Genomic DNA, 21,251 nt, shown 5'->3' with positions numbered 1-21,251 from the left:
TATTCGCATAGTGTCAACGCGACGGATACGGCATCGCCGCGGGGCGGCGATCGGTATGTTTCCTGGCCCTATCCCTCCCCGACCTGAAGGACGGGGTCTCCCGGGCGTTTTGATGACGCCACGAGGTCAGGTTAGCCGAAACGATAAAATATAGAAAGACAATTTCGCATTTCTGAGATAAGCTTCCGACTGCGTGCCTGGATCAGCCGAGGAGCGAGGACAAGAGTATGCTTCACAAGTCAGAGGGCGTGCGCCCCGTCCTGATCATCACCTCCGAGGTGCCAGCCGGGCGCCAGATCGCGGAGGTGCTCGGCCTTGTGCAAGGATCGGCGGTGCGCGGACGTCACATCGGCTGGGACATCGTCGCCTCGCTGCGCCAGATTCTCGGCGGAGAGATGGTGGAGTATTCGCGCCTTCTGCAGGATACGCGCCGCGCCGCGATCAGCCGGATGGTCCAGGAGGCCAGGATCCTCGGGGCCGACGCCATCGTCGCGATGCGCTTTCAGAGTTCGACCATCGCGGCCGCCACGGCCGAGATGGTGGCTTATGGCACGGCGGTGCGCCTGCGGTAGCCGGATCAGGCAAGAAAGCCGTTCATTTTTTGGTCTCAGCAGGAAGGCACCGCAAACATGCCAAGACATACCTACAAGCCCATTTCGGAAGCCCCCGTCGATGGAACGCCGATCGTTGGCGTCTGCGGCGGTGTAGAGGCCTGTGTCGCCTACGACGATGGCGCGGTTTCTCCCGGATGGTTCTACTGGGACGAGGATGAGGGCGGCACGACATATCAGCGGGCCAGGCCGCAGCCAGAAGAATGGCGCCGCCTGTTCTGAGGCCGCGCCACGATGGCTGCCATGGAGCGCCCCTTCGAAAAAGGAAAGATGCGATGACGAACTACACCGACGAGGAGCGCCGCCGAGGCCGTCGGCTGATGAAGGAGCTTGCGCCACGCATCAAGGCGGAGGTGATGAAGCAGCGACGCGAGACACCGGCGGATGCGTCGAGGATGGCTCCCCGTTCAGGGGTTGGCCAGGGCCTCATGGCGGAGCTCACGGAGCGCAATCTCGACGCGCTCATCGTCTATCGGCGCGGGGAGCGGCAATGGTATGCCGACGTGACCCTGAAGGGGTTGCCGCCGGGCGTCGCGAACGTTCTCGGCACCCCGGTCCGCGCGCCGTTGCCGACCGAGGCCGAGGCGCAGGCGGCGGGCCGTTCGATGCTCATCGGCATCTGGGCCACGATCCTCGACAACCAGTCGGTCGCCCGGGACACCAGGGCGCGCGATCGGATCTTCGAACTTCACGGCTACGAGATCCCGATCCCCGCCGAGATCGTCGAGGCGATCTCGGCCGCGCAGCGCCCGTTTGGGCAGGCCATCGGCCTTACGCCGGCGGACAGCCGTGCGCAGCTGCGGCTGCGGCTCACCGAGATCATGGGCGCAGACCGGTTCGATCCGGACATCTGGGAGAAGGCGAGCGACCACCAGAGGATGCTCATCCAGGCAAATATCGTGTCGCTGCTCGCCATGGGAGATGTCCGCTATCCTCCGCACATCACCCTGGCGCCGACGGAGGAGGATGCTGGCGCGAGCTGCGACAGCGAGGCGCCGCAGCCCTGAAGATGCGCCGGCGAGGACCCGGCCTTTCGGTTTTCGCCGTCAAATGCAATGATGCCCGGGCACTATCATCCCAGGAGTTCCTGATGGCCGTCACCCTTACATTTGCCGCCGAGGCGGAAACCGTACGGCGCTTGGCGCGAGAGCGGGACGCCCTCGCGGTCACGAGCGGCCAGCAGATCCCCGATCTTCTCGACGCGCTCGAACAGGGTCGGGCCGTCGTCGCGCTGATGGCCGTCGCCACAGGCTATGTCGTTCCGAAAGGCGTCGAGGTCGCCTTCGATCCTGAATGCCCGACGGAGGGCGCGCTTCGCGCCCAGTGCGAGGCCCGCGATCCTGCGCGCCGCGCCGGGCCGAAGCTCTACCCGCACCAGCAGGCGATGATCGACGCCATGGGCGACCTGCCGGATCCCTTCACGATTTTCTTCCGCATGGGCCGAACTCGCCCGGAAGTCAGGATTTCGGAGACCGCCCGGAACAAGGCCGCTCCGGACACCGACACGCCCGAACCCTGACCCCACTCAGGGCGCGGGATCCTCCGCGCCCGCCTGCTCCGCAAGCCAGGACGCGTATTCCCGCTCGACCCCGCGCCGTGACAGGGCATCGAAGAGCCCGGCCATGCCGCCTTGCCCTGCCGCCTCGAAGATCGCGTCGGGTCCGCCCGCCTCCGCGATGTGGCGGCAGATCACGTCCCGGCAGGACCGGCCGTAAGGGCTTTCCTCGAAGGCGTCGGTGTTTTCGGGCTCGGCCGGGATCTCCGAAAGCCGGATGCCGTGGAGCCGGAAGCGCAGCCAGATCTTGCGGTTGTTCTGCCTGTCCCCTGGCGTGTTGAACCGCGCCAGCGGGGAGGGGGCAAGGCCGCCATCCATCGCCGTCTCGATCTCCCAGGCCTCCAGCGGCCGGCGGGTATGGCCGAGTTTCACGACGGGCTTCATCGTCGTCCGGAAGGCGCCGCAGGTCCGGCAGATCGTGCCGCCATTGGTGTAGTCCTTGCGCGACCAGGCATGGGCGCAGGCGCTTTCGCGGCGGAATGTCGCGAAGGCCTTCTCCTCGGCCGCGGCGATCGTCTCACCCTCGCCGCGGATGAAGCCGCCCGCTTTCGGGAAGGCCTCGAAGAATGCGGTGCGGTAGCCGCCGCCCTCCCGGCGCAGGACCGCGCCGCGGCTGCCCCATTGCACGTAGCAGTCCTCGGGCCAGGCGTTGCTCGGAACATGATCCTTGTCCTTCCACCTGTGATGATCGGCGACCTTGGGCATCCGGTGGGTCTTTCTAAAGCTCGGGGATCGGCGAGTGGGTATCGGGGGCGTCGAGGCCGTAGCCGAGATGGATCCGCCGCGCCGAGGCCTCCAACGGCACGCCGGTCACCGGATGCGGCACCGGCCTGCCGTTGATGGCATCCACGAGGTGGTCCGCGGGGATGCGGATCCGCCGACCTTCCTCCTCGATATAACCCACCGGAACCAGGAGCGCGCCAGGGCAGGCGCTCAGGAAGGTGAGCGCGGCGACCGCGCGCTCGATCGGGATCTCGGTCCCGAGGCCGACAAACAGCTCTCCGATGCCGAAGAACGTCCCCTTCGGAACGTCGCGTGATCGGAGCCGACTGATCACGTGCAGGCAGGCATGCCGGATCTGGGCGAGGCCTTCGGCGTATTCAGGCAAGGCCGGGCCGGCATAGGTCGCCTCGACGGCCGCGGCCGCCAGGTCGAAACGATCGCTCATGGCTGGGGTGTCTCCGCGTGTTCCGCCGCGGTCAGCTCGGCCTCCAGCTGGTCCGCCTCCGCCCTGAGCGCCTCGATCAGGAGGCGTTTCTCGATGCGGTCCGCGGTCGCCCAGTCAGGGGTGTTCGCGAGTGCGCCGTGGCTCTCGAGCTCGCGGACCGCCCGGTCGCCGATATGGCAGATGCGCTCCCGGCCGGTGTCGCTCACCCCCTCTAGGATCCAGTTCACCTTCTCCGCGCCCGGGTCGGTGCGAAGGACGGCTTCGAGCCGCATCGGCCTGATCTCGGTGTTCGAGAGCGGCGGCCGGAAGAGCCAGCGGACCGACGGTACTCCGGCGGCGACCGAAAGTCCCTGCTCGATCGTCATCCGGACGATCGGCTGATAGTCGGCTCCCGAGAGGTCGTGGGTCCGCAGGGCCATCTGGCACTGGCCGGTCTTGCACATGGCGCCATGCCTGAGAACAAGGCTTTGTCCCATCGTTCAGATCTCCATCGTTGGTGTCTGATTGTCGTCGGCTTCGGCGGCCGCCCGGTCGCGCTGCCAGGCCTTGTAGGCGCTCTGGAGGGAGAGGCGCGAAAGCGCTCCGAAGAGCATGCTCATCGCGCCCGCGCCTTCCGGGGGCAGGGCCGCATCAAACCCGCCCGCCTGGTGGATCTTCTCGCAGATGATGTCCCGGCAGGCGCGTCCATGGGGGCTTTCCTTCAGGACGCAGTCGCGGTCCGCCTCTGCCGGGATCTCCGGGAGTAGGAACCCGTGCATGCGGAGGCGCAGCCAGGCCCGGCGGCTTCTCCGCGCACGGCCGGGGGTGTTGAGATCGTCGGCCGGGGAGGGCGCGAGATCTCCGGAGATCGCGCGGTCCAATTCATGAGAATTGAGCGGCTCGCGCCAGGAGCCCAGCGACACGATTGGTTTCATCGTCATCTTGAAGCCGCCGCAGTCGCGGCAGATCGTCCCGCCGTTGGTGTAGTCCTTGCGCGACCAGCGGTGCTGGCAGCCGCTCTCGCGGCGAAACTGCGCGAGCGCGGCCGCCTCGGCGGCGGCGATGGTCTCGCCCTCGCCGCGGATGAAACCGCCGGCTTTCGGGAAGGCCTCGAAGAAGGCGGTGTCGTAACCCCCTCCCTCCCGCTCCAGCACCACGCCGTTGCCGCCCCATTGCACATAGCAATCCTCGGGCCAGGCCGCGCTCGGCACGTGATCCCTGTCCTTCCAGGCGTGTTGCTGCGCAATGATCGGCATGGCGGACCTCAGGAGGGAATTGGGCAGGGCTCGGCCTCGATGACCGGCTCGCCGAAGACAGGACGGAGATTGAGATCGGGCCCCGCCGTCCAGAGCGCGTGGACCTCGTCGGGCATGATCGCCTCGCGCTTCGTCCCGAGCTTCTCGATGACTCGGTCTGGCACCGGCTCGGACCGCTGCGCATTGCGAGACTTCGCGAGCGTGAGCGGCACGTCGAGCGAGACCGCCTCGATCCGCGCGTCGTAGTCGCGCGCGAGCCCGGTGATCTTCTGGCGTGCGAAGCGCGACAGGCAGGTGGCGTTCCAGACGAAGTCCTGCTTCGCCCTGAGATGCACCCGCGCCTGCTCGAAGGCGGCCTGCAGCACCCGGCCCTGGTTGCCGGTCGGCGCGATGTCGAGATCGGCGCGGATATCGTCGAGCGAGACGACGGGAAGACCGGGGAAATGCCGCGCGATGGCGGTGTCCTTGCCAGCCCCCGGCAGACCCGACATCAGGATCATCCGCGATCCGGCCGGGTCCTTCGGCGCGACGAAGGGCGACATGGTGTTCGAGCCACGGAGGAAGGAATGGCGCGCCGCGGCCGAGGGGAACCGCCAGGGCTCGCCGAGAAGGTCCATGCCGGCATTTCTCGCCTCCTCCTCGATCCACATCCGGAGGATCTCGAGGTTGAGGTCGGCGCCGTCATTGGCAAGGCTGATACGCCCGGCCTGGTCGGCCGCGCAGAGCCGCAGGAGGTCGTCCCAGCAGGCGATGTTCACCTCCTGGCCGAACCGGATCACCCGGCTCAGCGTGTTGTTCTGATCCATCATGTGCGTGGGCCGCTGATGCCAGAAGACGAGCGAATGGATCTCGCGGGCGCGGAGCGGGTCGTAGCCCGCGTCGACGAGCGCCTGCCAGGCGATCTTCGCGCCGAGCGGCGCGTGGCCGGGCTGGCGGACGCGCTCGCGCTTCAGCTCCTCGTCCCAGACGATCTCGGTCGTCATCGGCTTGGCCACGTCGTGGAACCAGGCGGCGAGGCGCAGGATCTCGCGGCGCTCCTCGGGAAGGCCGGCGAAGCCATCGCCGGCCTCGAGTTCTGCCGCGACCATCGCCGTGTGGGTCCAGGGATCGCCTTCCGAATGGTAGACCGGGTCATGCGGGCAGCCGATCATCGCCGCCGCCCAGGGAAAGTCCCGGGCGAGGCGGTCCGGATCGGCCGGGCCGGTGAGGATATGGTCGAGCCAGGTCATCGGATCCTCCGGGGATCGCCCGCGAGGATCGCGGTAATGCGAAAAAAGGATAATCCAGTTCACCGAAGACCGAAAGAGGCTCCTTGAAAAAAATGGGTCTTGCCGGAGTTGCTGCGCCAACCCGATCGCGCAAGGGGGGGATGGCAACGTTTCCGCATCAGGTAGCGACCTTGATCCTGGCGGTGTCGAGATGTCTCGGCCTATTACCGTTCGGCGTTTGAAATGACCCGGCCTTGGTCGAAGGCGCCCCACTCCGGAAGTCCGAAACAGGCCTTACCAGCGGGGCCCCAAAGGTAATGCTTGGAAAAGTATTTTCCTCCTCCAGGGCAACTGGCAATGCCGCTGGAAGATATGTCTACGGGATTCTGGTATGTCCCCCACCCGCCATCCTGCAGCAAGCATGGCGCTCCGACGGGGCCCCAGAACGTCAAACCCTCGACGCTGCCGCCCGGGCCAGTACAGCTCCCAAGCTGGGTGACAACCCTTGGGTCGGCGTCATATCTGCCCCACTTGGGGTCGCGTAGACCATTGCACCACTCTCCCCGCGGCCCCCAGAACCGGAAACCGCCAAAATCGCCATGACCAGTACATGCGGCCATCTCGAGAACCGGTCGGGTTGCTGGCGGATCGGGCATCCGGGAAATGAATATCGAGTCGGTCCCCGGCCCTATATCGGCCCGGATGCGGATATCTCGCCCAGGCTCCCGCCTGACAAAGCGGGTTCGGCTATCTCCGGTTTCCCAAGTCGTCGGGAAGGCATTATCGACAGTTCCGCCTTCCACAACGATTGAAGCGCCCGTTTCTCGGGTGGGCGCACCTCCGCCAGAGATCCAGCGAATCTCGACCGTCACTCCCTCGCGCGTTGCCCGATACGCAAGTATCCGCGGGCCTGTTCTGTGCTCACCGTCCTTGCAGATCCGGTAGGCTTCAACCGCGTTATCCGAGAGCGTCTGCGTCGCAACACTTTCAACCCTCTCGAACGACCAGTCCAGGCTGGATTGACGGAAAAAGCTTTCCCGCGTGCTTTCGGCGCTTTCGGCGCTTCCCGAGAGGGGGACACCCTCAATCGGCACGGTAACGCCGGCAGCCCAGTTCTTGTCGTTGCTTATGGATTGTCGGTACAACTCTGCAAGGGCAAGCGAACTTGTTTGCCGCAAGTCCAGCTTTCCGTGATCCTGGATCAACGCGGCGGCGCACCGATCCGTCTGTGCCGCCGCTACGCCTGCAATCGAACAAAAAACCTGAAAGCAAGCGAAACCTAACCGCTTGAGCATGACACGAGCCTCCATGACGGCGTCCGTGTAGATATCTTCAAGCATACACGTGATTGAGATCGCGAGCCAGAAAACGGGTCGCGTCGCCTTGCTGAAAGCCCGGCCGCCAGGATTGGCGGCCGGGCTCATCGATCAGGACAGGACCAGCTTGAACTGCGACTTCGGTCCGAGATCCGTCGTGCCGTAGACCATCCCGACGCCGGATCCGTTCGGGCTCGTCGCCCCCTCGGTGTCGAGCGCGAGATAGAGCGTCGGGAAGGCGACGGACTGGATGGCGAAGTATTCGCCGCCGACCGGCTTCAGGCGGAACACCTCCCAGGGGCCGACGCCGAACTGGCAGTTGACGGTCTTCTGGTCGCCCGCGACCGAGCCGTCGAGGCGGATTGACACGTTCCCCCACTCCGCGGACTGGATGGCGAAGGTCCCGTCGCCCTGCGGCACGAGGTGAAACTCCTCCCAAGGTCCGGCATCGATCTGGGCATTGACGGTGCCGGCGCCGGCGCCCACCGGCGCGGTCACGCCCTGGCCGTCCATGCGGATATAGGCGGCAGGGAAGGCCGCGCTCTGGAAGGCGTAGGCGGCCGTCGCGGACAGGAGCTCGTTCACGTAGAGCGCCATCATGGTCTGGAGCGAGTCCTGGATGTCATCCACGTAGACGATGTTCGGGAAGGCCTGCGCGGTCAGGGCCGGGACGAGGTCGGGGGCGAGCGCCTGGTTGGCCTCGCTGGCAAGATCGAGGATGCTGTCGGTGCTCCCGGTCGGATCGAGGAAGCAGAGCGCCTCCGCATTGCTCTGCGTCAGCGTCCAGGACAGGAGGAAATAGGCCCCCGCGCCTTTCTGCGCCTTCATCTTGGAAAGCTGGTCCGAGACCATCGTGCCAAGATCGTTGGTGCCGGAATACTCGTTGTAGGTGGCGAGACACGAGCCGGGGTAGAAGGTGTTGCCAAGGTCGATCCCGGCGAGATCGCTGCGCACGATGACGATGACCTGGGAGGCGATCGGAATGAGACCCGAAATGGTCATCTTCGTGAAGTCCGGAAGGCCCTGCGCGGAATTCGTGTAGAGGTTCTGGATCCCCTTGAACTCGGCCAGGAGCCCGTTCCACTGATCGGCCGTGAAATCCGTGTAGCCGCCGTTTCCGGCGTCGGTGTCGTAGGCGTGCGAAAGGTCGACGATGATCAGCTCGTTCGAGTTCAGCGCGAACTCGTTGATCTGGCTGACGACGTCGGAGATCTTCTGCCCGCGAGCGCCCTGCCAGCCGTCATAGACCTTGATGTCGATCTGGGAATAGTGGCCCGTATAGTATTCCCCGCCGCCGATCACCGGGCGGATGTCGAAATAGCGCACGCCCTGCTGCAGCTGATCCGCGATATCCAGGGTCTGGGTCTGGGTGTTGCACGAATGGGAGAAGGCAGTCGGCGAGCCGAGCGTGCTCATCCCGGCGTCATGGGCGCCCGGGATGGCGATTTCGGCGAGCGTCTTCTGGCCGATCCGGTCGATACTGCGCAACATCCAGGCGCCGACGTTGTCTCCGGTCATGAACGGGAAGCCGCCGGCGTCACCAGCCAGGACGAGCGTGAGGTTTCCGTTGTGAGACCAGCCGAGATTGACCACGGCGTTCGGCTGCATGGTCTGGGTCGCGAAGTTCGCCGCAGCGCTGATGTTGAAGGACGGATTGGCGGAGGCGTCGATCGACAGGGTCCGCGGAGCGGCGAGGCCGGGCGCCTTCATCTCGTAGACGACCTGGCCGTTGTCGTCCTTCTGGGTGTGAAAGATGTTCTGGTTCCATTCGACGTAGATCCGCGCCGAGGAGTAGGGCAGGATCAGTTCGGGGAAATCCCAGTTGTTCATCTGGTAGGAGTTCTGGCTGCTCCGCAGCCAGGGGGCATTCGTGCCGTTGACGAGCGTGATGAAGCCGCCTTGTCCCATGGATTGTCCTTTCGCGCAGGGGATGGTGCGCATGGAAATGGACCGCGAAAAATGCAAAACAATCTTTTTTTCAGGAATCCACTCCGATCGATCAGAATTTCGGTTTTCCTTCGGAGGATATAGGATGCCTTGATAAGAGGCCGGCCGGACCCGCACGCAAGAAGGATGCCCGAAGATGAGCTACAAGCTCCACTACGCCATGCATGTACCCGTCGAAGGCCTGATCGATGCGGCCGGCGTCGACCTGACGCCGGAAAGGGCCGCGGCCGCGCTGCGTGCGCTCGCGGACCGGATCGAGGCCGATCCGCAAAAGGCCAGGTCGATCTTCAGATCCGAAAGGATCGTCAACACCGAGGTCGAGGACCGCTGGGTCCTGCGCTCCGCGACCAAGCCGAAGGTCGTCGGGAAGGCGCAGGGCGGCTGGGTTCATGCCGATCCCGAGGATATCGACCCCGCGGACACCGCGAGCTCGGATTACATCGCGAAACACGACCTCAACCCCGGTCCCGACGCGCTCTGGGTGCGCCCCGAGAACATCGGCGGCCTGCCGGTGCTCGCGCGGATGCGGGGCAGCTCGGGCAAGCCGGTCGGCCAGCTCGACCTGCGCGACTGGATGGCCTGGGTTGGCGAGGACGAGATCGAGGCCGGGATCCGGGCGGGCTGGGATTTCAGCGAGGCGGTCGAGAACTCGACCCCCGGGGATCCGGGCCTGGACCCCGAGAACCCGCTGGTCGACGACGCCAATCTCCGCAGGCTCGACGCCTTCAACTTTCCCTACCGCACCGCGATCGACGCGGAGGACATCCCGCGGGCCATCGCCTATCTCGACGAGCTCCGCCCGGGCTTTATCGACCGGATCGGGCTGCGGGAAGATGTAGCGCAGGACCCGGAGCCCTGATCGGGCTGCCGGCTGGCGGCAAGACCGGGCGCAGCGGTATGCTTGCTCCGCGTGGACGGCACGTCGGAGCTTCGATACTCTGGCACAAAAGGAGCACCAATGATCGACCGGGAGAAACTCCATGAGGTCCTGGCCGCGATCGGGCGGGCGCTCGAGCATCCGGCGCGGATCACGATCGTCGGCAGCGGAGCCGGAATGCTCTCGGGCCAGGATGACCGGCAAACGCCCGATATCGACGTCTGGTACCCGACCTCCGATTTCGACATCTCCGATCTCAGGAACGCATGCCTTGAGGCTGGGCTGCTCTTCGACCCCAAGGGCCATGTCGAAGCGGATCAGATGTATCTTCAGATCATGCGGCCTGGCATCACGATGCTTCCGAAACAATTCGAGACCGAGGTGTATGGCAGGTTCGGGAACCTGACAGTGACCTTGCCGCCGCCGGAGCTGATCATCGCGACGAAGCTCGCGCGGGCGTCAGTATCCGATCTCGAAGATACCAGCTGGTGGGTGGCCAATAGTGACGTGACGCTCGAGAGGATCGCCGCGGCGATCGGAAAGATCCCTCAGGCGGAGAACCGGGAAACCGCCACGGAGAACCTGGTGCTCGTCGAGATCGCGATGGCATCCCGCGGCAACGAGAAGGATGACGATGATGACTGCGAGCCGTAGCGAACGCACGCTTCGCATCGAGGCGGAAGAGGCACTCATCGGAAGCAGGGTTTTCGAGGCAATGCGGCGGAAAGATTGGCCCCTGATCATCCGGATTGCTGAGATTGCCCGGAAAGATGCCGATCCGGACCTCGCACGCACCGATCCTTCGCGGTTCCGCCAACTCCGGGAGGCGATTACCCGCTATCACCTCCAGGGCCTCACGCACATGACCCCGGAGCGTGTCCGCGAGGTGCTCGCGCGACACGGAATCGAACTACAGCCGTCAGCCGGCCCCGCGGCCGCGGACGAGCGGCCGGGCGCCCGGTAGCGGATCGCGCCGGGCAAGATCAAGTCGTTCCGGTTTTCGCATCCCTGGAATAGTCTTCACGGGCTGGGTTCCGAACCCGGCCCCGATCAGACCTGACAAGGATGCCGCCATGCGCCGAACGATCCCCTTTCCGCCGCGCCTCGTGGAGATCTCCGCGAAAAACGCGAAGGAAAGCCTAGATTCCCGCAAGGGCAAGCGCGCCGGCGATCACGTGACGAAGCGGATCGCGGCCTACCGGCTGCCCGACGGCCGGGTCCAGGCGGCCTACGATCCCTACGAGCCCTTCCACCCCGAGGGGGCGATGCCGGGCCTCGCCGACCTCCATTCCCGGCTCAAGTATTACCCGAACGACACCTCGGGCTACGCGGGCACATGCTCGAACTTCATCCCGGCCCACGAGATCCTCCGCGACGCGCCCCTGACGGATGCCGAGGCGCGCTACAATCGGTGGGATGAGCTCTCGATCGCTCATATCCGCGAGGTCTTTGAGCCGCACCGCGAGGCCTTCATCTGCGCGCTCGGCGAAGACCAGATGGCGGGCTGGCTCGACAGGCTGAAGGCCTCTGTCGTCCTGACCCATGTAACGCCGGTGCGCCATGGCATGGACGATGGCGAGCCGCCTGCCGCCATCTTCATGGCGAGGACCTCTTTCCGCTCCGAGATCCATGTCGGATCGAGCCTCGAAGCGCTCGCAGACGGCCTCAAGTGCCGGTTCAACTTCATCCCTGGTAAGGATCTCGATCCGGCGGCCTTCATCGCCGCGGTCATCGACCATGGCGCGCGCGCGGGCTGGACCACCTCCTTCGAGCAGATCGAGACGCCGGATCGCCGCTACGTCCATCCGGTCGGCGTGAACCGCGCGGCGGCTGAGATCCTCGGTGAAACCCCGGTCAAGGCTCTCCTGCGCGCGCCCGAGCCGATCGCCATCGCGCTCGTCGAGCATGGCGACCGCCAGGTCATCGTTCATGCCCGCGATCGCGAGAGCCTGACCGGCCATATCGCCCGGGCAGCGCTGACGCTCACGGGCCGGACGGCGGGCGAGTTTGCCGGGATGAAGGACCAGGCCATCATCGACCGGATCTGGCAGGAGGCGGATGGGTTCTTCATCTGGGAGGGCGAGGGTGCGGCACACCTCGGCTACGGCACCCGGCCCGCGCATTTCGCGGTTGCCAGGATCACATTCGAAGGCGACGCAACCCCGCAGATCCGCGTCACGGCCGCCTCGTCCCGGGACAGCCTGGAGAACCCGCTGTCCGAGCTCCTTGGAGACCTCATGCCGGAGGTCGCCGCCAATGCCGATCTCGGTGACATCATCGATGCCGCTTTCGCGCACGACGATGTCGAACTCACGGTCATGAGCCGCGAGGAGATCCGCCGGGTCCTGGCGGCATCCCCTGAAACTCCCGAAATGGAGATCTGAAATGACGGCGCCAGCCGAACTTGCCTTGAAATTTGCCGCCGAGATCGCCCTGGCGGCAAGGAGCTTCGAAGACCCCGGGGAGTTCCTGCAGGCCGTGCATGCGGAGTTCCAGAAGATTCCGCACGCTCCTGTCGCCTTCCTGCCCGCGACGCTCGACAGCATGAACTGGCTGATTTTCGATGCGCCGGGAAACTTGGGCCCGGAAGAAAAACAGCGCCTTCTCTGCGAGGCCGCGCAGTCCGCACTCATGTATGCGGATGAGTTGGGCGAGGCCCAGAACGACGCGGTTGTGCAGGCATTCGGGATCGATCTCGAGTGTGACGACGAGGACCTGGAGCCCTGACATGACCCGCACGCGCGAAGAGAACGCCCTCGATGAAATGCACCGGGAGCGGCTGCGGGAGGCGGCCGATCGCGCCGTTGCTGCCGAACCCGGCCTCATCCCGGACGAGTGGATGGACTACGTGGACTGGCTCGACCGGACCGGACGCGACGACAGTTTCGTCGGCGACGGTCAGAGCATCCCCGGAACCGAGGATCTCTACGATGCGGCGATGCGCCTCGTCGATTTGCGCAACGACGCGCCCGCCGCAAGCGTTTGACCAGGAAGGACGCCCAGCATGAAAGCCCCCATCATTAACCGCGACCCCTTGTTCGACCCGGACATCATCCGCCGGCGCATCACGCCGGACTGGATCGCCGGCCAGATCGCGGCGACCCTGGAGGGGTTCGCGCGCGGCGAGAAGAAGCACTTCCATCGGCCGCTCCCCTCCCCGGAGGAGATGGGAACGGATGCGGCGCTGCGTGTCGCGATCCCGCACCCGGTGAAGGACCTTGGCCTTCAGGCGAAGATCCTCGACATCCTGGTCGAGCTGCGCGGCCTCGGGCTGCTCAAGCCCGTGCCGCACGGCGTGGATCGCGGCATCCACGAGGCGGAGGAATGGAACGCCTTCGTCGCCGATGGCGCCGAGGCGGAGCCGAAATGGGGATGGCAATGGATCTTCTCGCTGCCGCTCCCCCGCGCAATTGGCGAAGGGCTGTTCCGGGCGGGCCTGGACGCGATTATGGAGGCGCGCGAGGCCGCGGGCCTCGACGCGTTCGCGGGGCGATCCCAAGCGGAGCGTGTGGGTCCGAAAGCCCTCATGCCGGTCGATGCGGCGCTCATCGGCGAGATCGCCCGGGCCGCGGCGGAGACCGCCGCCATGTATGGCTCCGGGCAATGGAAGTTCTTCTCGACGAGCGAGGGTCCGACCTGTCCGAAAACCGACCAACGCCTGCGCTGGTCCGATGAGCACCTCCTCGATCCGATGCTCGGCTCCTACATCTACCCAGAAGGCGGAAAGATGCGGGATGTCCGCTTCGAGCTGATCGGCGCATTCGATGCGCCCATGCCCTGCCGCCACGTCGAGATCACGCTGCCGTCCGGCATCCTCTACATGGCGGACTGGTTCCGTATCCCGGGCTTCAACGAAGGCGTCGGGAAGGACGACCCGGACGAGGCCAGCATCAATTCCGACCTCGGCGTCGATCTCCGCACCCGCGATCACGTCGAGCGCCTCGGCCTGATGCGGATCCACACCACGAACTGCTACCCGGCGGTGATGCGCGAGGGCGACATCCTGCGTGTCGGCCACTTCAACGAGGAGCACGACGACCTCTGGCAGGAGAACCCCGAAGAGCCGGGAGACGTTGTGCGGACCGACATCCCCGAACCCGACATGGTCGGCCGGGTATGCTGCGATCTCTGGGACGTCACCTTCGCCGACCAGGAGATCCTGAAGGATATCCTGATGGCGGGCGCGGCCGCGATCGAGGCCAACGGCGGGATCGGCGACCGGGGCCGCGAGGTGAAGGGCGCGCCCGCGACGCGGCAAGAGGCGCAGCGGCTCCTCGAGGACTATGCCCGGGAAAACGACATTGTCCGGCTCGAATTCGCGCCTGGCACGACGCTCCACGTCTACATGGCCACGGGCGGAAAGGTGGAGCTCTTCGCGGAACGCTTCGAGAGCCCGGATCTGCCGAAGAAGGCCTGGATCGAGGACTTGTTCCTGATCTCGACGCGGCCCCTCGAGGTCGACCCCTATCTCGTCGACGAGCCGGGCTGGGCCTGGCCGGAGCGCTATGCCGCGCCGGCCGAAAACGGACCGGAACTGGAGGCCTGAGATGGTGTGGATCAAGGACGAATTCGGCCTGGCCGAGAACTACCAGGGCAGCCTGGCGGAGGTCGAGAAGATGATCGCGGCGAAGGTCCCGGTCTACGCCTCGCTCGCGGGGCTCATCCTCCACGAGGGGGTCCAGGCGACCGCCTTTTCCTCCTTCGGCGCGACGAAGCTCTATGACGGTGTCCTCGCGCTCGAACGGGGAACCGTCATCGGTCTCGAGCCGGTCTCGGTGACCGCGGACTACCGGGTGGAGTGCTTCGAGGGCGAGCTCCTGCATCCGCCGCTCCACCGCGAGGAGCTGCGCGAGATGTTCTGGGCGCGCCAGCTCGAGGAGACCGGAGAGCGGCCCTGGTTCGTGGCGATGCTCGACACGGCCGAGCTCACGGTGTTCTTCACCGGCGCGTCGGAGGGCGAGGTCGAGCGGAAGGTGGCCGACGCGGTCCGCAAGCTCCATCCCGAGGAGAAGAGCCTCCATACCGCCCTCGCCAACCAGGCGGATCTCTCGGTGACCCGGGGCGTGGCCTCGGCGCCGGCCGGCTGCTCCCATGCCGCGGCGATCCGCAGGAAGGACGGGGGCGCGACCTTCTTCCTGGCCGAGGATACGCCTGGGATCGAGGATCTTGTCTGGGCGCATTTCATCCGGACGAGAAGCAAACCGGATGGCGCGGTGCCGGCGTCATTCGACAACGCCCTCGAGATCGCCGAGCGCAAAGGGGACCGGATCGACATTGGTCACCTCTGGCTCTCCGACGCGCTTGTCGAGGAGGCGATCGAGGATCGCCGGCGCCTGGCCGACGACGGGCCGACCCCCTGATGCGGGTGCATACCCGGCCATGCCGACCCGTTCGCGCGGCACCTGGCAATGCGAAAAGAGGACTGGCACTCCAATCGTTCCTGCACCGGGGCTGGAGCCATGATGACACCCTCGGTTCATGACGACCTTTTGCCGGTCACGGCGGAGGACATGCTCGCCGCGACCGGCGTGACCCTGCCCCCGCATCTCGCGATCCGCATCCTCGATCCCCGCCTCGACGCGCTCTCGATCGCCGCGCCCGGCCGGATGCGGGTCGCGAAGGGAGATCCGATCTCGCCCGCCGCCCTTGCGCTCGATGAGGCGGATGAGCGCAACATCACGATCGGCATCGGACCGGCCGGCGATCCCGGCCGGCTTCACACGATGATGACCGTCGAGATCAACGTCTTCGGGCGCCAGGAGCGGGAGATGGAGATCTTCGTCGATGCGGTCTTCACCGACGCGCGCGAACGGGGCAGGGGGTATGCGACCCTTCTCGCGGCCGCGCTCGCGACGCTCGTGGCGCGGCGCTGGGACGCGGATCCGGTCGGCGAGGCCACGGCTGTCGCCGATCCGCGCTCCGAGGGCGGGCGGCGGGCGGTGGCGCGCCTCGGCGCGATCCTCGCGGAGACCCTGGCGCGGCATCGCGAACCCGCCGGCGCCGGCATGGAGCCGGCGTTCTGATTTTATTCAGTTTTCATTCAGGCTCCGCCCGGCGACTGAAAGGCCCTGCGTTATAAGGGGTTTGCCATAGGCATTCATTCACGGCGGCATTGAAATATCACGCGCTGCTTGATATCTGATTAACATCTTCCCCGCCCTGAAGAGACGGGGATTTCCGGTCGCTCCGCGGCGGCATCGAGCCGCTCCGGAGCGAGTCGAGTTGACGCTTCGCAGGGGGCTTGAGCCCAATCCTCCACGTCCAGCAACGGGGTGTTCCCCCGCCGTCCTGCCGCCACGGCGCCCTCGAGCGCCCGCTTCAGGATCACCTTCGCCGCATTGATGTCGGCGTGTTCGACGACGCCGCAGGCGGTGCAGCGGAAGATCGCTTGGCTCTCGCGACTCCTTCTGTCCACAAGGAAGGTATGTCCGCCCGAAAGAAAGACAGACAGGGCGAACCCTGTCTGTCTGTTTTTTTCGGGCGGATGGACGTCGATCCTGCTGCGCTTCTCAGGAGTGTGTTCCGGGTAGCATCACGGACCCTTTTCGCGCCTCGACCTTATGACAGAGGTGGCGAGTGCCAGCCAAAACAGGAGCGCAAGTGCGATGCCCCATGTATCTTGCAGGAAGTTCTCACCGTCGTATTGTTTCACGCGGGTATTTGCCCATACGCCGAGCAGCCACCAGGCAAGCACTGCGGATGCGGAGACTGCGAAAAACCATGCAGTTCGGGCCATCGCTTTCGTGGCGCTGCTGCGGCGCCTCAGAACGAACGCAACAGCTGCTATGGAAATCAGCACCAAGGTTGAACCGAAAACGAGATCAAATTCGGTTGGCTTGATTTTCACCGAATACAGATGGAGATTGATGAAGTGCGATACTGCAAACACCAGGACCCCCCCGCCAAGGGCGGCGATCACGAAGGCAGCAGACTCGACTATTCCCTTGCCAGTCATGATTCCTCATTTGTTCCCTGATGCCGGCCTGGAGCGACTGAAAGGCAGTTTTGGCGTTCCATTCGGCCTCAGGCATGGACAGTGCCAACCGATCGACGTCGCCGCAAGCGCAAATGGGCGGTCGTGTGCGGATCCGGTCAGTGGAGCGGCTATTTGTCCGCGATCTCGGCGCGGGTTACTTCGAGGCGGGTCAGGATCTCGGGAGGCTGGAATTCAGGTCTATCTCGACGAACGCGATGGCGGGCTTTCCGGCGGGCCATCCTGAGCCAATGCCGTTTGGACTTGCATTTCCCTTCCCGCACTGGGATCTCCCGGACGCGTTCAAGACGACACCGGGAAGGGAGAACGGGATGGGCCGGCCGGAAACGAAGATAGAGATGCCGCGGGTGTATGTAATCGCGCTGGATCTCTCCCTCGAACACGACGATGCCGCCCTGAGCCCGGAATTCCTGGCGGAACTCCGCGCGGTCGGCTTCACCATGACCGGCGGCCTCTATGTCGGGCTCTCCATGGAGCAGGGCGAGGATCCTGTCGGCTTCGACTACGTCCAGGTCGCGCGGCGCATCGACCCGGTCGAAGGCGCGCCGAACTCCATGGCGGAGAGCTTCGAGCCCCGGTTCATGCGGTACCGCGCCATGCGCAATCCGCACAAGGGATCGGGCAACTGGGGCGCGGACTTCATCAACGCGATCATCGCGGCCAATGGCGGGACGGTGCCCGCCGCCTGGCTCGACGAGGCCATGAGGGGTACGGAGGCGAGCGCAACGAGTCACTGAGCCCGATCAGTCATGCGGGCCGGGATTGCCTTGCGGGCTATTTCGACGCATCGAGCGCCGCCACCCAGGCCTTTGCCATGCGCGCGGAATCCGGGCCGGCGCGATGCGGCACCCGCAACCGTTCGAGCCGCTCGTAGAGCCGATCGAGCGCGCCTCCGGAAAAGAGGCTGAAGGACATCGCGTCGAAATCCCGGATCCGCACCGCGCCCTCCCTGCCGATGGGCGCGACGAGCCGGTCGAGCCAGCGTTGGTCGAATTCCGGCGCGTCGGAGAGCGGAACGCGGCCACCGAGGCGCTGAAGGAAGTCGCGCGCGGCGCATCCGCGAGGCTGCCGAGCGACAGCCCGTGGACGCCTTCGGCGGCCTTCGACCAGTCGTCGAGGGACCAGTCCGGTTCGGGACGGACCAGGCTCGACCAGGTCGTGATCCCGGTGCCATCTCCGAACCGGGAGAGGCCGACCTCGATCGGCCAGCTTCCAGCCGAGAGCCCGGAGGCCTCGAAGTCGATAAAGGCGATCTGCCCGAGCGGCAGCTTGTCCATGCGGATCTCCGGGATCAGTCGGTTTCCTTCGCCGGCCAGCCGCCCTCGTCCGGCGGCGTCCAACCCTGGGCATCTCCGATCGCATCGGAGGTCGCGACCGGGATCGGCGTGCAGTTGTGCAGCACGATCACGGAATCCTGGCCGGTCGCGCGCAGCGCTCCGGTGAAATCTGCCGCGATCTCCTCGCACTGGGCCTCCGTTTGGGTCGCGCCCATCGGCAGGTATTTCAGGAGGTCTCCCGGCTTTTCGGAACCCCCATCCGTCACGGGTTTTGCCAGGATCACGAAGATGGTCAGGAACCAGTGCATGTGCGTCTACGCCTTGAGGTATGCGAAAAAAGAAAAGACAATCTCACATTACGCGTTCTGAAGGGCGGCGGCAAGCGGATCCGCCGGTCCCTTTCCGGCTTCAGGGTGCCGGATCCTGCCCGGCCGGCTCCGGTTCGACGGCACTCTGCCGCCATTCGTCCACGATCTCGTTCGTCTTCTTGTCGAGCTTCCCGAAATTCAGGCTTACGGATGTGGCGGCCAGGCGCGCCTCGGCCCAGGTCCAGTATTCCGGGCTGTCCTCCGCGATATCCTCATCCTCGAAGCCGAGGATCTCGCTGATCTCGTCGAGTGCCGCCGCGCGGCTCGCGTGGGCCGACATGAACTCGCCGCAGCGGTTGTTCCCAGCAAGGATCCAGGTGTAACGCCCGTCCGGCGCGGGCGCTTCCCCGGCCGGGGCGAGACCGACCCGCCGCGCCTGCTCGAGCGAGATGCGGATCTCGTGGATGTCGCTCCAGTCGAGATGGGTCCCGATGGAGGGTCCGTCGTCGCGGGCGTCCGTGAACTTGGTCCTGACCGCGAAGGGAAGGCCGAGGCGCGCCGGATCGACCGTCTCCCCTCCCGGCCCGTAGATCACGCCCTCGAGCAGGTCGTATTCCTCGAGCGTCGCGAGGCGCTCCCGCGGGCGGCAGGCATATCCCGCGCTGTCACCCTGAAGCGAGAGCGACCATCCGCCCCCGATCTCGATCGCAGGAAAGATGCGGCCGTCGAGGCTGCGCGGCGTCGCGGCGAGGCGCGCTTTGGCGGGCAGCATCGCCGCGTCGATCTCGTCGATGCGGTTGGCGAACTCGAGATCCTTCCAGTAGTCGCCGAAGGGGCGGGAGATCTCGCGGAGCGCCACCGTCGACGGAACCTCGGCGAAGCAGACAAATTCCGCGCCGTAGCCGCCATCCGCCTTGGCACGCAAAACCATCGCATCGAAAAGGAGATGCGCGTCGCGATTGCCTCGGTCGAAGAGGGTCTTGCGAAGTGAGCGGATGAATCTCTTGGCGGACAGGGAGGGCGGCATGGATCAGGGCTCCGGCGAGAGGGCGGGTTCGGTTTCGGGATGCTCGTAGTGGCAGGAGCGCGCGATCCGGCGCCAGTCCTGGGTGGTGCCCTCGAAGCCGGCCAGGAGCCCGAGCGCCAGCTGGCGGCTGTCGACACCGAGCCCGTCGTCGGTCCGTGCATTCAGAAGCGACCGCAGGCCCTGCTGCAGCTTCAGCTCGTAGAGCGCGCGGGCGGCGAAGGCGCGGTGGAGCGGGAAGGCCCAGTCCTCCGGATCGAGATCCCCCTCGCGGACGACGACGATCTCGAGCGCCTCGCCGTCGAGCGGCGCCGCGGTGGGCTCCGCCTCTCCCTCGTGGAAGGCGAAGACGACGTTGTTGCCGTATTCGTCGGTGACGAGGTGGCGCACCGTGAGCTGGCCGGGATCGACCGCGTAGCCGGTCTCCTCCATCACCTCGCGCGCGCCGCCCATCTGCCAGCTCTCGCCGCGCATGTGATAACCGCCCGGCAGGCCGAGCTTGCCGGCGCCTGGTTCATGGGCGCGGCGGACGGCAAGAATGCCACCCTCGACGGGGACCGCGGCGCAGACGACGGTCGGTGTGTTGTCGAAGAGGGGGCGGCCCTCCCTGGTCCAGGCGATCGGTTGGTCGGTCACGGGAAGTCCTCTTCGTCAGGTTTCCCGGACTATGCGGCGGGATTGCGAAATATGGAAGTAAATCTAAAAGGGATGGTCGGCGGCGCGGCGTTCAACGCGCCCGGCCGGCGGTCTCCGCGACCCGGCTCCAGGCCGAGATGACCTCGGGGTGAGCGTCCCACCAGCGGCAAAGCGCCTCGGTGGTCTGGATGGCTGTGACGCAATTTTGGCGCTGCACCTCGAAATCGCCGGAAGGATCGATGCCCGGTGTCGCCGCGACGACCCCCAGAGTTCCGGCGCTGCCGCGGATCTGCTCGAGGCGGTAGCCGGTGCCGTGATGGAGGCCTGTCGCGCGGAGCGCGTCGACTTGGCGGCCCCATTCCTGGATCAGGAGCTTCACGTTTGCTTGCCGGAACTGCAGGAAGATCGAGGGGGTCGGAAGGCCGGGATGCAGGACGAGCGATTTCCTGGCGATGAAATGCGCCGTGTAGGAGCCGTCGTTGCGGATGTAGTGCCTGTGGATGTGCAGGCCGGGCGCGACTTCGGGGACCAGCGCCTCGAAACGCTTGAAGAAGCGGGTGACGATCTCGTTGGGGTTCATCGTCGGGATCAACGCCTGGCGCACCGCCTCCTCGACGAAATACCTGTCCTGTCCCGCGAGGGCGGGGGCCAGCTCCTCGTAATCGAGGCAATGGTCGAACTCGATCGCCTCCTCGACCTGGCCGATATAGGCGGACGGCGCCACGAGGACCGAGCGGGCGCCACAACGGCGCGCAGAGCGCTCGTAGCGTTCGGGCTGGGCGACACCCTCCGAGGTCTCCGACCACGGTGCCTGGATCTTGTTCTCGATCAGGAGCCGGGTCTCGCCGAGGACGACATCGAGATCTATCGTTCCGGTGTCGGGGTGGTGCGGCTGCTGCGTGAGGGCGCTCCGAGCGGGGCCGGTGCCCTCGATGCGAAGCCGCGCGCGGAAGAGGTCGCAGAAGGCCGGGTTGGTCAGGAAGGCCTGCCGGAAGATCTCGTCTATCTCGGGTTCGTAGATGCGGTTTCCGCTCCTGATCCCGGTCTTTTCCCGCCGTCCCATGCCGCCCCGCGCGATGATTGCCCGGCCAGCAT

General features: G+C 65.9%; 27 protein-coding genes. 14 read left to right on the top strand and 13 right to left on the bottom strand.

The window, feature by feature from the left end:
* Positions 1 to 227: 227 nt before the first annotated feature.
* From OM960_RS15950 to OM960_RS15935, 4 genes are all read left to right on the top strand, one after another.
* Complete coding sequence (locus tag OM960_RS15950; protein ID WP_264772668.1) at positions 228 to 572, top strand: YbjQ family protein; 345 nt, start codon at positions 228 to 230, stop codon at positions 570 to 572.
* A 57-nt stretch (positions 573 to 629) separates the two neighbouring features.
* Entirely contained in the window at positions 630 to 833 is a 204-nt protein-coding gene (locus OM960_RS15945; RefSeq protein ID WP_264772667.1) for a hypothetical protein, read from the top strand.
* Positions 834 to 886: 53 nt separating this feature from the next.
* Complete coding sequence (locus OM960_RS15940; RefSeq protein WP_264772666.1) at positions 887 to 1,618, top strand: hypothetical protein; 732 nt, start codon at positions 887 to 889, stop codon at positions 1,616 to 1,618.
* A gap of 83 nt (positions 1,619 to 1,701) precedes the next feature.
* Entirely contained in the window at positions 1,702 to 2,130 is a 429-nt protein-coding gene (locus OM960_RS15935) for a hypothetical protein (protein ID WP_264772665.1), read from the top strand.
* Between the two features lie 6 nt (positions 2,131 to 2,136).
* Here OM960_RS15935 and OM960_RS15930 read toward each other — a convergent pair whose 3' ends face one another.
* The 7 genes from OM960_RS15930 to OM960_RS15900 form a co-directional block, all read right to left on the bottom strand.
* Entirely contained in the window at positions 2,137 to 2,871 is a 735-nt protein-coding gene (locus OM960_RS15930; RefSeq protein WP_264772664.1) for a hypothetical protein, read from the bottom strand.
* A gap of 13 nt (positions 2,872 to 2,884) precedes the next feature.
* Positions 2,885 to 3,334 carry a hypothetical protein gene (locus OM960_RS15925; RefSeq protein WP_264772663.1) on the bottom strand — a complete coding sequence of 150 codons (450 nt, stop codon included), beginning with the start codon at positions 3,332 to 3,334 and terminating at the stop codon, positions 2,885 to 2,887.
* Entirely contained in the window at positions 3,331 to 3,810 is a 480-nt protein-coding gene (locus tag OM960_RS15920) for a hypothetical protein (RefSeq protein ID WP_264772662.1), read from the bottom strand. Before OM960_RS15920 ends, OM960_RS15925 begins: the two co-directional genes overlap by 4 nt.
* Before the next feature lie 3 nt (positions 3,811 to 3,813).
* On the bottom strand, positions 3,814 to 4,569 hold the full coding sequence (locus OM960_RS15915) for a hypothetical protein (protein ID WP_264772661.1): 756 nt from the start codon (positions 4,567 to 4,569) through the stop codon (positions 3,814 to 3,816).
* A gap of 8 nt (positions 4,570 to 4,577) precedes the next feature.
* The gene (locus tag OM960_RS15910; RefSeq protein WP_264772660.1) at positions 4,578 to 5,798 is read right to left on the bottom strand and encodes an AAA family ATPase; all 1,221 of its coding nucleotides are present in this window, start codon (positions 5,796 to 5,798) and stop codon (positions 4,578 to 4,580) included.
* Between the two features lie 203 nt (positions 5,799 to 6,001).
* Positions 6,002 to 7,117: a hypothetical protein gene (locus tag OM960_RS15905; protein WP_264772659.1), complete on the bottom strand. Its 1,116-nt coding sequence runs from the start codon at positions 7,115 to 7,117 to the stop codon at positions 6,002 to 6,004.
* A gap of 87 nt (positions 7,118 to 7,204) precedes the next feature.
* Complete coding sequence (locus OM960_RS15900; protein ID WP_264772658.1) at positions 7,205 to 9,001, bottom strand: phosphatidylinositol-specific phospholipase C domain-containing protein; 1,797 nt, start codon at positions 8,999 to 9,001, stop codon at positions 7,205 to 7,207.
* Positions 9,002 to 9,176: 175 nt separating this feature from the next.
* Between OM960_RS15900 and OM960_RS15895 the strand changes: the two genes are divergently transcribed.
* From OM960_RS15895 to OM960_RS15855, 9 genes are all read left to right on the top strand, one after another.
* Positions 9,177 to 9,899, top strand: a complete 723-nt coding sequence (locus tag OM960_RS15895) for a hypothetical protein (protein ID WP_264772657.1) — start codon at positions 9,177 to 9,179, stop codon at positions 9,897 to 9,899.
* Between the two features lie 99 nt (positions 9,900 to 9,998).
* The gene (locus tag OM960_RS15890; protein WP_264772656.1) at positions 9,999 to 10,571 is read left to right on the top strand and encodes a DUF6036 family nucleotidyltransferase; all 573 of its coding nucleotides are present in this window, start codon (positions 9,999 to 10,001) and stop codon (positions 10,569 to 10,571) included.
* Positions 10,555 to 10,881, top strand: a complete 327-nt coding sequence (locus OM960_RS15885) for a hypothetical protein (protein ID WP_264772655.1) — start codon at positions 10,555 to 10,557, stop codon at positions 10,879 to 10,881. The genes OM960_RS15890 and OM960_RS15885 overlap by 17 nt, the downstream gene beginning before the upstream one ends.
* 109 nt (positions 10,882 to 10,990) lie before the next feature.
* Positions 10,991 to 12,301: a hypothetical protein gene (locus OM960_RS15880; RefSeq protein ID WP_264772654.1), complete on the top strand. Its 1,311-nt coding sequence runs from the start codon at positions 10,991 to 10,993 to the stop codon at positions 12,299 to 12,301.
* A gap of 1 nt (position 12,302) precedes the next feature.
* The gene (locus tag OM960_RS15875; RefSeq protein WP_264772653.1) at positions 12,303 to 12,644 is read left to right on the top strand and encodes a hypothetical protein; all 342 of its coding nucleotides are present in this window, start codon (positions 12,303 to 12,305) and stop codon (positions 12,642 to 12,644) included.
* 1 nt (position 12,645) lies between these two features.
* On the top strand, positions 12,646 to 12,903 hold the full coding sequence (locus tag OM960_RS15870) for a hypothetical protein (RefSeq protein ID WP_264772652.1): 258 nt from the start codon (positions 12,646 to 12,648) through the stop codon (positions 12,901 to 12,903).
* Between the two features lie 18 nt (positions 12,904 to 12,921).
* The gene (locus OM960_RS15865; RefSeq protein ID WP_264772651.1) at positions 12,922 to 14,463 is read left to right on the top strand and encodes a hypothetical protein; all 1,542 of its coding nucleotides are present in this window, start codon (positions 12,922 to 12,924) and stop codon (positions 14,461 to 14,463) included.
* A 1-nt stretch (position 14,464) separates the two neighbouring features.
* Positions 14,465 to 15,277, top strand: a complete 813-nt coding sequence (locus OM960_RS15860) for a hypothetical protein (RefSeq protein ID WP_264772650.1) — start codon at positions 14,465 to 14,467, stop codon at positions 15,275 to 15,277.
* Positions 15,278 to 15,379: 102 nt separating this feature from the next.
* Positions 15,380 to 15,940, top strand: a complete 561-nt coding sequence (locus OM960_RS15855; RefSeq protein WP_264772649.1) for a hypothetical protein — start codon at positions 15,380 to 15,382, stop codon at positions 15,938 to 15,940.
* A 509-nt stretch (positions 15,941 to 16,449) separates the two neighbouring features.
* On the opposite strand, the gene OM960_RS15850 is transcribed toward OM960_RS15855, so the two are convergent.
* Positions 16,450 to 16,872: a hypothetical protein gene (locus OM960_RS15850; RefSeq protein WP_264772648.1), complete on the bottom strand. Its 423-nt coding sequence runs from the start codon at positions 16,870 to 16,872 to the stop codon at positions 16,450 to 16,452.
* A gap of 140 nt (positions 16,873 to 17,012) precedes the next feature.
* On the opposite strand from OM960_RS15850, the gene OM960_RS15845 reads away from it, so the two are divergent.
* A complete protein-coding gene (locus OM960_RS15845) occupies positions 17,013 to 17,648 on the top strand; it encodes a hypothetical protein (protein ID WP_264772647.1) in 636 nt (211 codons plus the stop codon).
* A gap of 6 nt (positions 17,649 to 17,654) precedes the next feature.
* Here OM960_RS15845 and OM960_RS15840 read toward each other — a convergent pair whose 3' ends face one another.
* From OM960_RS15840 to OM960_RS15820, 5 genes are all read right to left on the bottom strand, one after another.
* Positions 17,655 to 18,188 (bottom strand): 3'-5' exonuclease, encoded by a 534-nt coding sequence (locus OM960_RS15840; RefSeq protein WP_264772646.1) that lies wholly within the window; start codon positions 18,186 to 18,188, stop codon positions 17,655 to 17,657.
* A gap of 14 nt (positions 18,189 to 18,202) precedes the next feature.
* The gene (locus OM960_RS15835; RefSeq protein ID WP_264772645.1) at positions 18,203 to 18,496 is read right to left on the bottom strand and encodes a hypothetical protein; all 294 of its coding nucleotides are present in this window, start codon (positions 18,494 to 18,496) and stop codon (positions 18,203 to 18,205) included.
* 100 nt (positions 18,497 to 18,596) lie between these two features.
* The gene (locus OM960_RS15830) at positions 18,597 to 19,523 is read right to left on the bottom strand and encodes a hypothetical protein (RefSeq protein WP_264772644.1); all 927 of its coding nucleotides are present in this window, start codon (positions 19,521 to 19,523) and stop codon (positions 18,597 to 18,599) included.
* A 3-nt stretch (positions 19,524 to 19,526) separates the two neighbouring features.
* Positions 19,527 to 20,156: an NUDIX domain-containing protein gene (locus tag OM960_RS15825; protein ID WP_264772643.1), complete on the bottom strand. Its 630-nt coding sequence runs from the start codon at positions 20,154 to 20,156 to the stop codon at positions 19,527 to 19,529.
* 91 nt (positions 20,157 to 20,247) lie between these two features.
* The gene (locus OM960_RS15820) at positions 20,248 to 21,219 is read right to left on the bottom strand and encodes a hypothetical protein (protein ID WP_264772642.1); all 972 of its coding nucleotides are present in this window, start codon (positions 21,217 to 21,219) and stop codon (positions 20,248 to 20,250) included.
* Positions 21,220 to 21,251: the final 32 nt, after the last annotated feature.

The sequence above is a fragment of the Defluviimonas salinarum genome (genome assembly GCF_026013545.1).
GTDB classification, from domain to species: domain Bacteria; phylum Pseudomonadota; class Alphaproteobacteria; order Rhodobacterales; family Rhodobacteraceae; genus Albidovulum; species Albidovulum salinarum.
This window is presented reverse-complemented; position numbering and strand designations above follow the sequence as displayed.

Coding starts and splice junctions, on each gene's coding strand:
- OM960_RS15890 (WP_264772656.1), top strand. CDS start 9,999: ATGATCGACCGGGAGAAACTCCATGAGGTCCTGGCCGCGATCGGGCGG.
- OM960_RS15945 (WP_264772667.1), top strand. CDS start 630: ATGCCAAGACATACCTACAAGCCCATTTCGGAAGCCCCCGTCGATGGA.
- OM960_RS15850 (WP_264772648.1), bottom strand. CDS start 16,872: ATGACTGGCAAGGGAATAGTCGAGTCTGCTGCCTTCGTGATCGCCGCC.
- OM960_RS15930 (WP_264772664.1), bottom strand. CDS start 2,871: ATGCCCAAGGTCGCCGATCATCACAGGTGGAAGGACAAGGATCATGTT.
- OM960_RS15940 (WP_264772666.1), top strand. CDS start 887: ATGACGAACTACACCGACGAGGAGCGCCGCCGAGGCCGTCGGCTGATG.
- OM960_RS15895 (WP_264772657.1), top strand. CDS start 9,177: ATGAGCTACAAGCTCCACTACGCCATGCATGTACCCGTCGAAGGCCTG.
- OM960_RS15860 (WP_264772650.1), top strand. CDS start 14,465: ATGGTGTGGATCAAGGACGAATTCGGCCTGGCCGAGAACTACCAGGGC.
- OM960_RS15950 (WP_264772668.1), top strand. CDS start 228: ATGCTTCACAAGTCAGAGGGCGTGCGCCCCGTCCTGATCATCACCTCC.
- OM960_RS15915 (WP_264772661.1), bottom strand. CDS start 4,569: ATGCCGATCATTGCGCAGCAACACGCCTGGAAGGACAGGGATCACGTG.
- OM960_RS15865 (WP_264772651.1), top strand. CDS start 12,922: ATGAAAGCCCCCATCATTAACCGCGACCCCTTGTTCGACCCGGACATC.
- OM960_RS15880 (WP_264772654.1), top strand. CDS start 10,991: ATGCGCCGAACGATCCCCTTTCCGCCGCGCCTCGTGGAGATCTCCGCG.
- OM960_RS15870 (WP_264772652.1), top strand. CDS start 12,646: ATGACCCGCACGCGCGAAGAGAACGCCCTCGATGAAATGCACCGGGAG.
- OM960_RS15925 (WP_264772663.1), bottom strand. CDS start 3,334: ATGAGCGATCGTTTCGACCTGGCGGCCGCGGCCGTCGAGGCGACCTAT.
- OM960_RS15830 (WP_264772644.1), bottom strand. CDS start 19,523: ATGCCGCCCTCCCTGTCCGCCAAGAGATTCATCCGCTCACTTCGCAAG.
- OM960_RS15835 (WP_264772645.1), bottom strand. CDS start 18,496: ATGCACTGGTTCCTGACCATCTTCGTGATCCTGGCAAAACCCGTGACG.
- OM960_RS15875 (WP_264772653.1), top strand. CDS start 12,303: ATGACGGCGCCAGCCGAACTTGCCTTGAAATTTGCCGCCGAGATCGCC.
- OM960_RS15840 (WP_264772646.1), bottom strand. CDS start 18,188: ATGGACAAGCTGCCGCTCGGGCAGATCGCCTTTATCGACTTCGAGGCC.
- OM960_RS15910 (WP_264772660.1), bottom strand. CDS start 5,798: ATGACCTGGCTCGACCATATCCTCACCGGCCCGGCCGATCCGGACCGC.
- OM960_RS15905 (WP_264772659.1), bottom strand. CDS start 7,117: ATGCTTGAAGATATCTACACGGACGCCGTCATGGAGGCTCGTGTCATG.
- OM960_RS15820 (WP_264772642.1), bottom strand. CDS start 21,219: ATGGGACGGCGGGAAAAGACCGGGATCAGGAGCGGAAACCGCATCTAC.
- OM960_RS15920 (WP_264772662.1), bottom strand. CDS start 3,810: ATGGGACAAAGCCTTGTTCTCAGGCATGGCGCCATGTGCAAGACCGGC.
- OM960_RS15900 (WP_264772658.1), bottom strand. CDS start 9,001: ATGGGACAAGGCGGCTTCATCACGCTCGTCAACGGCACGAATGCCCCC.
- OM960_RS15855 (WP_264772649.1), top strand. CDS start 15,380: ATGACACCCTCGGTTCATGACGACCTTTTGCCGGTCACGGCGGAGGAC.
- OM960_RS15935 (WP_264772665.1), top strand. CDS start 1,702: ATGGCCGTCACCCTTACATTTGCCGCCGAGGCGGAAACCGTACGGCGC.
- OM960_RS15885 (WP_264772655.1), top strand. CDS start 10,555: ATGACTGCGAGCCGTAGCGAACGCACGCTTCGCATCGAGGCGGAAGAG.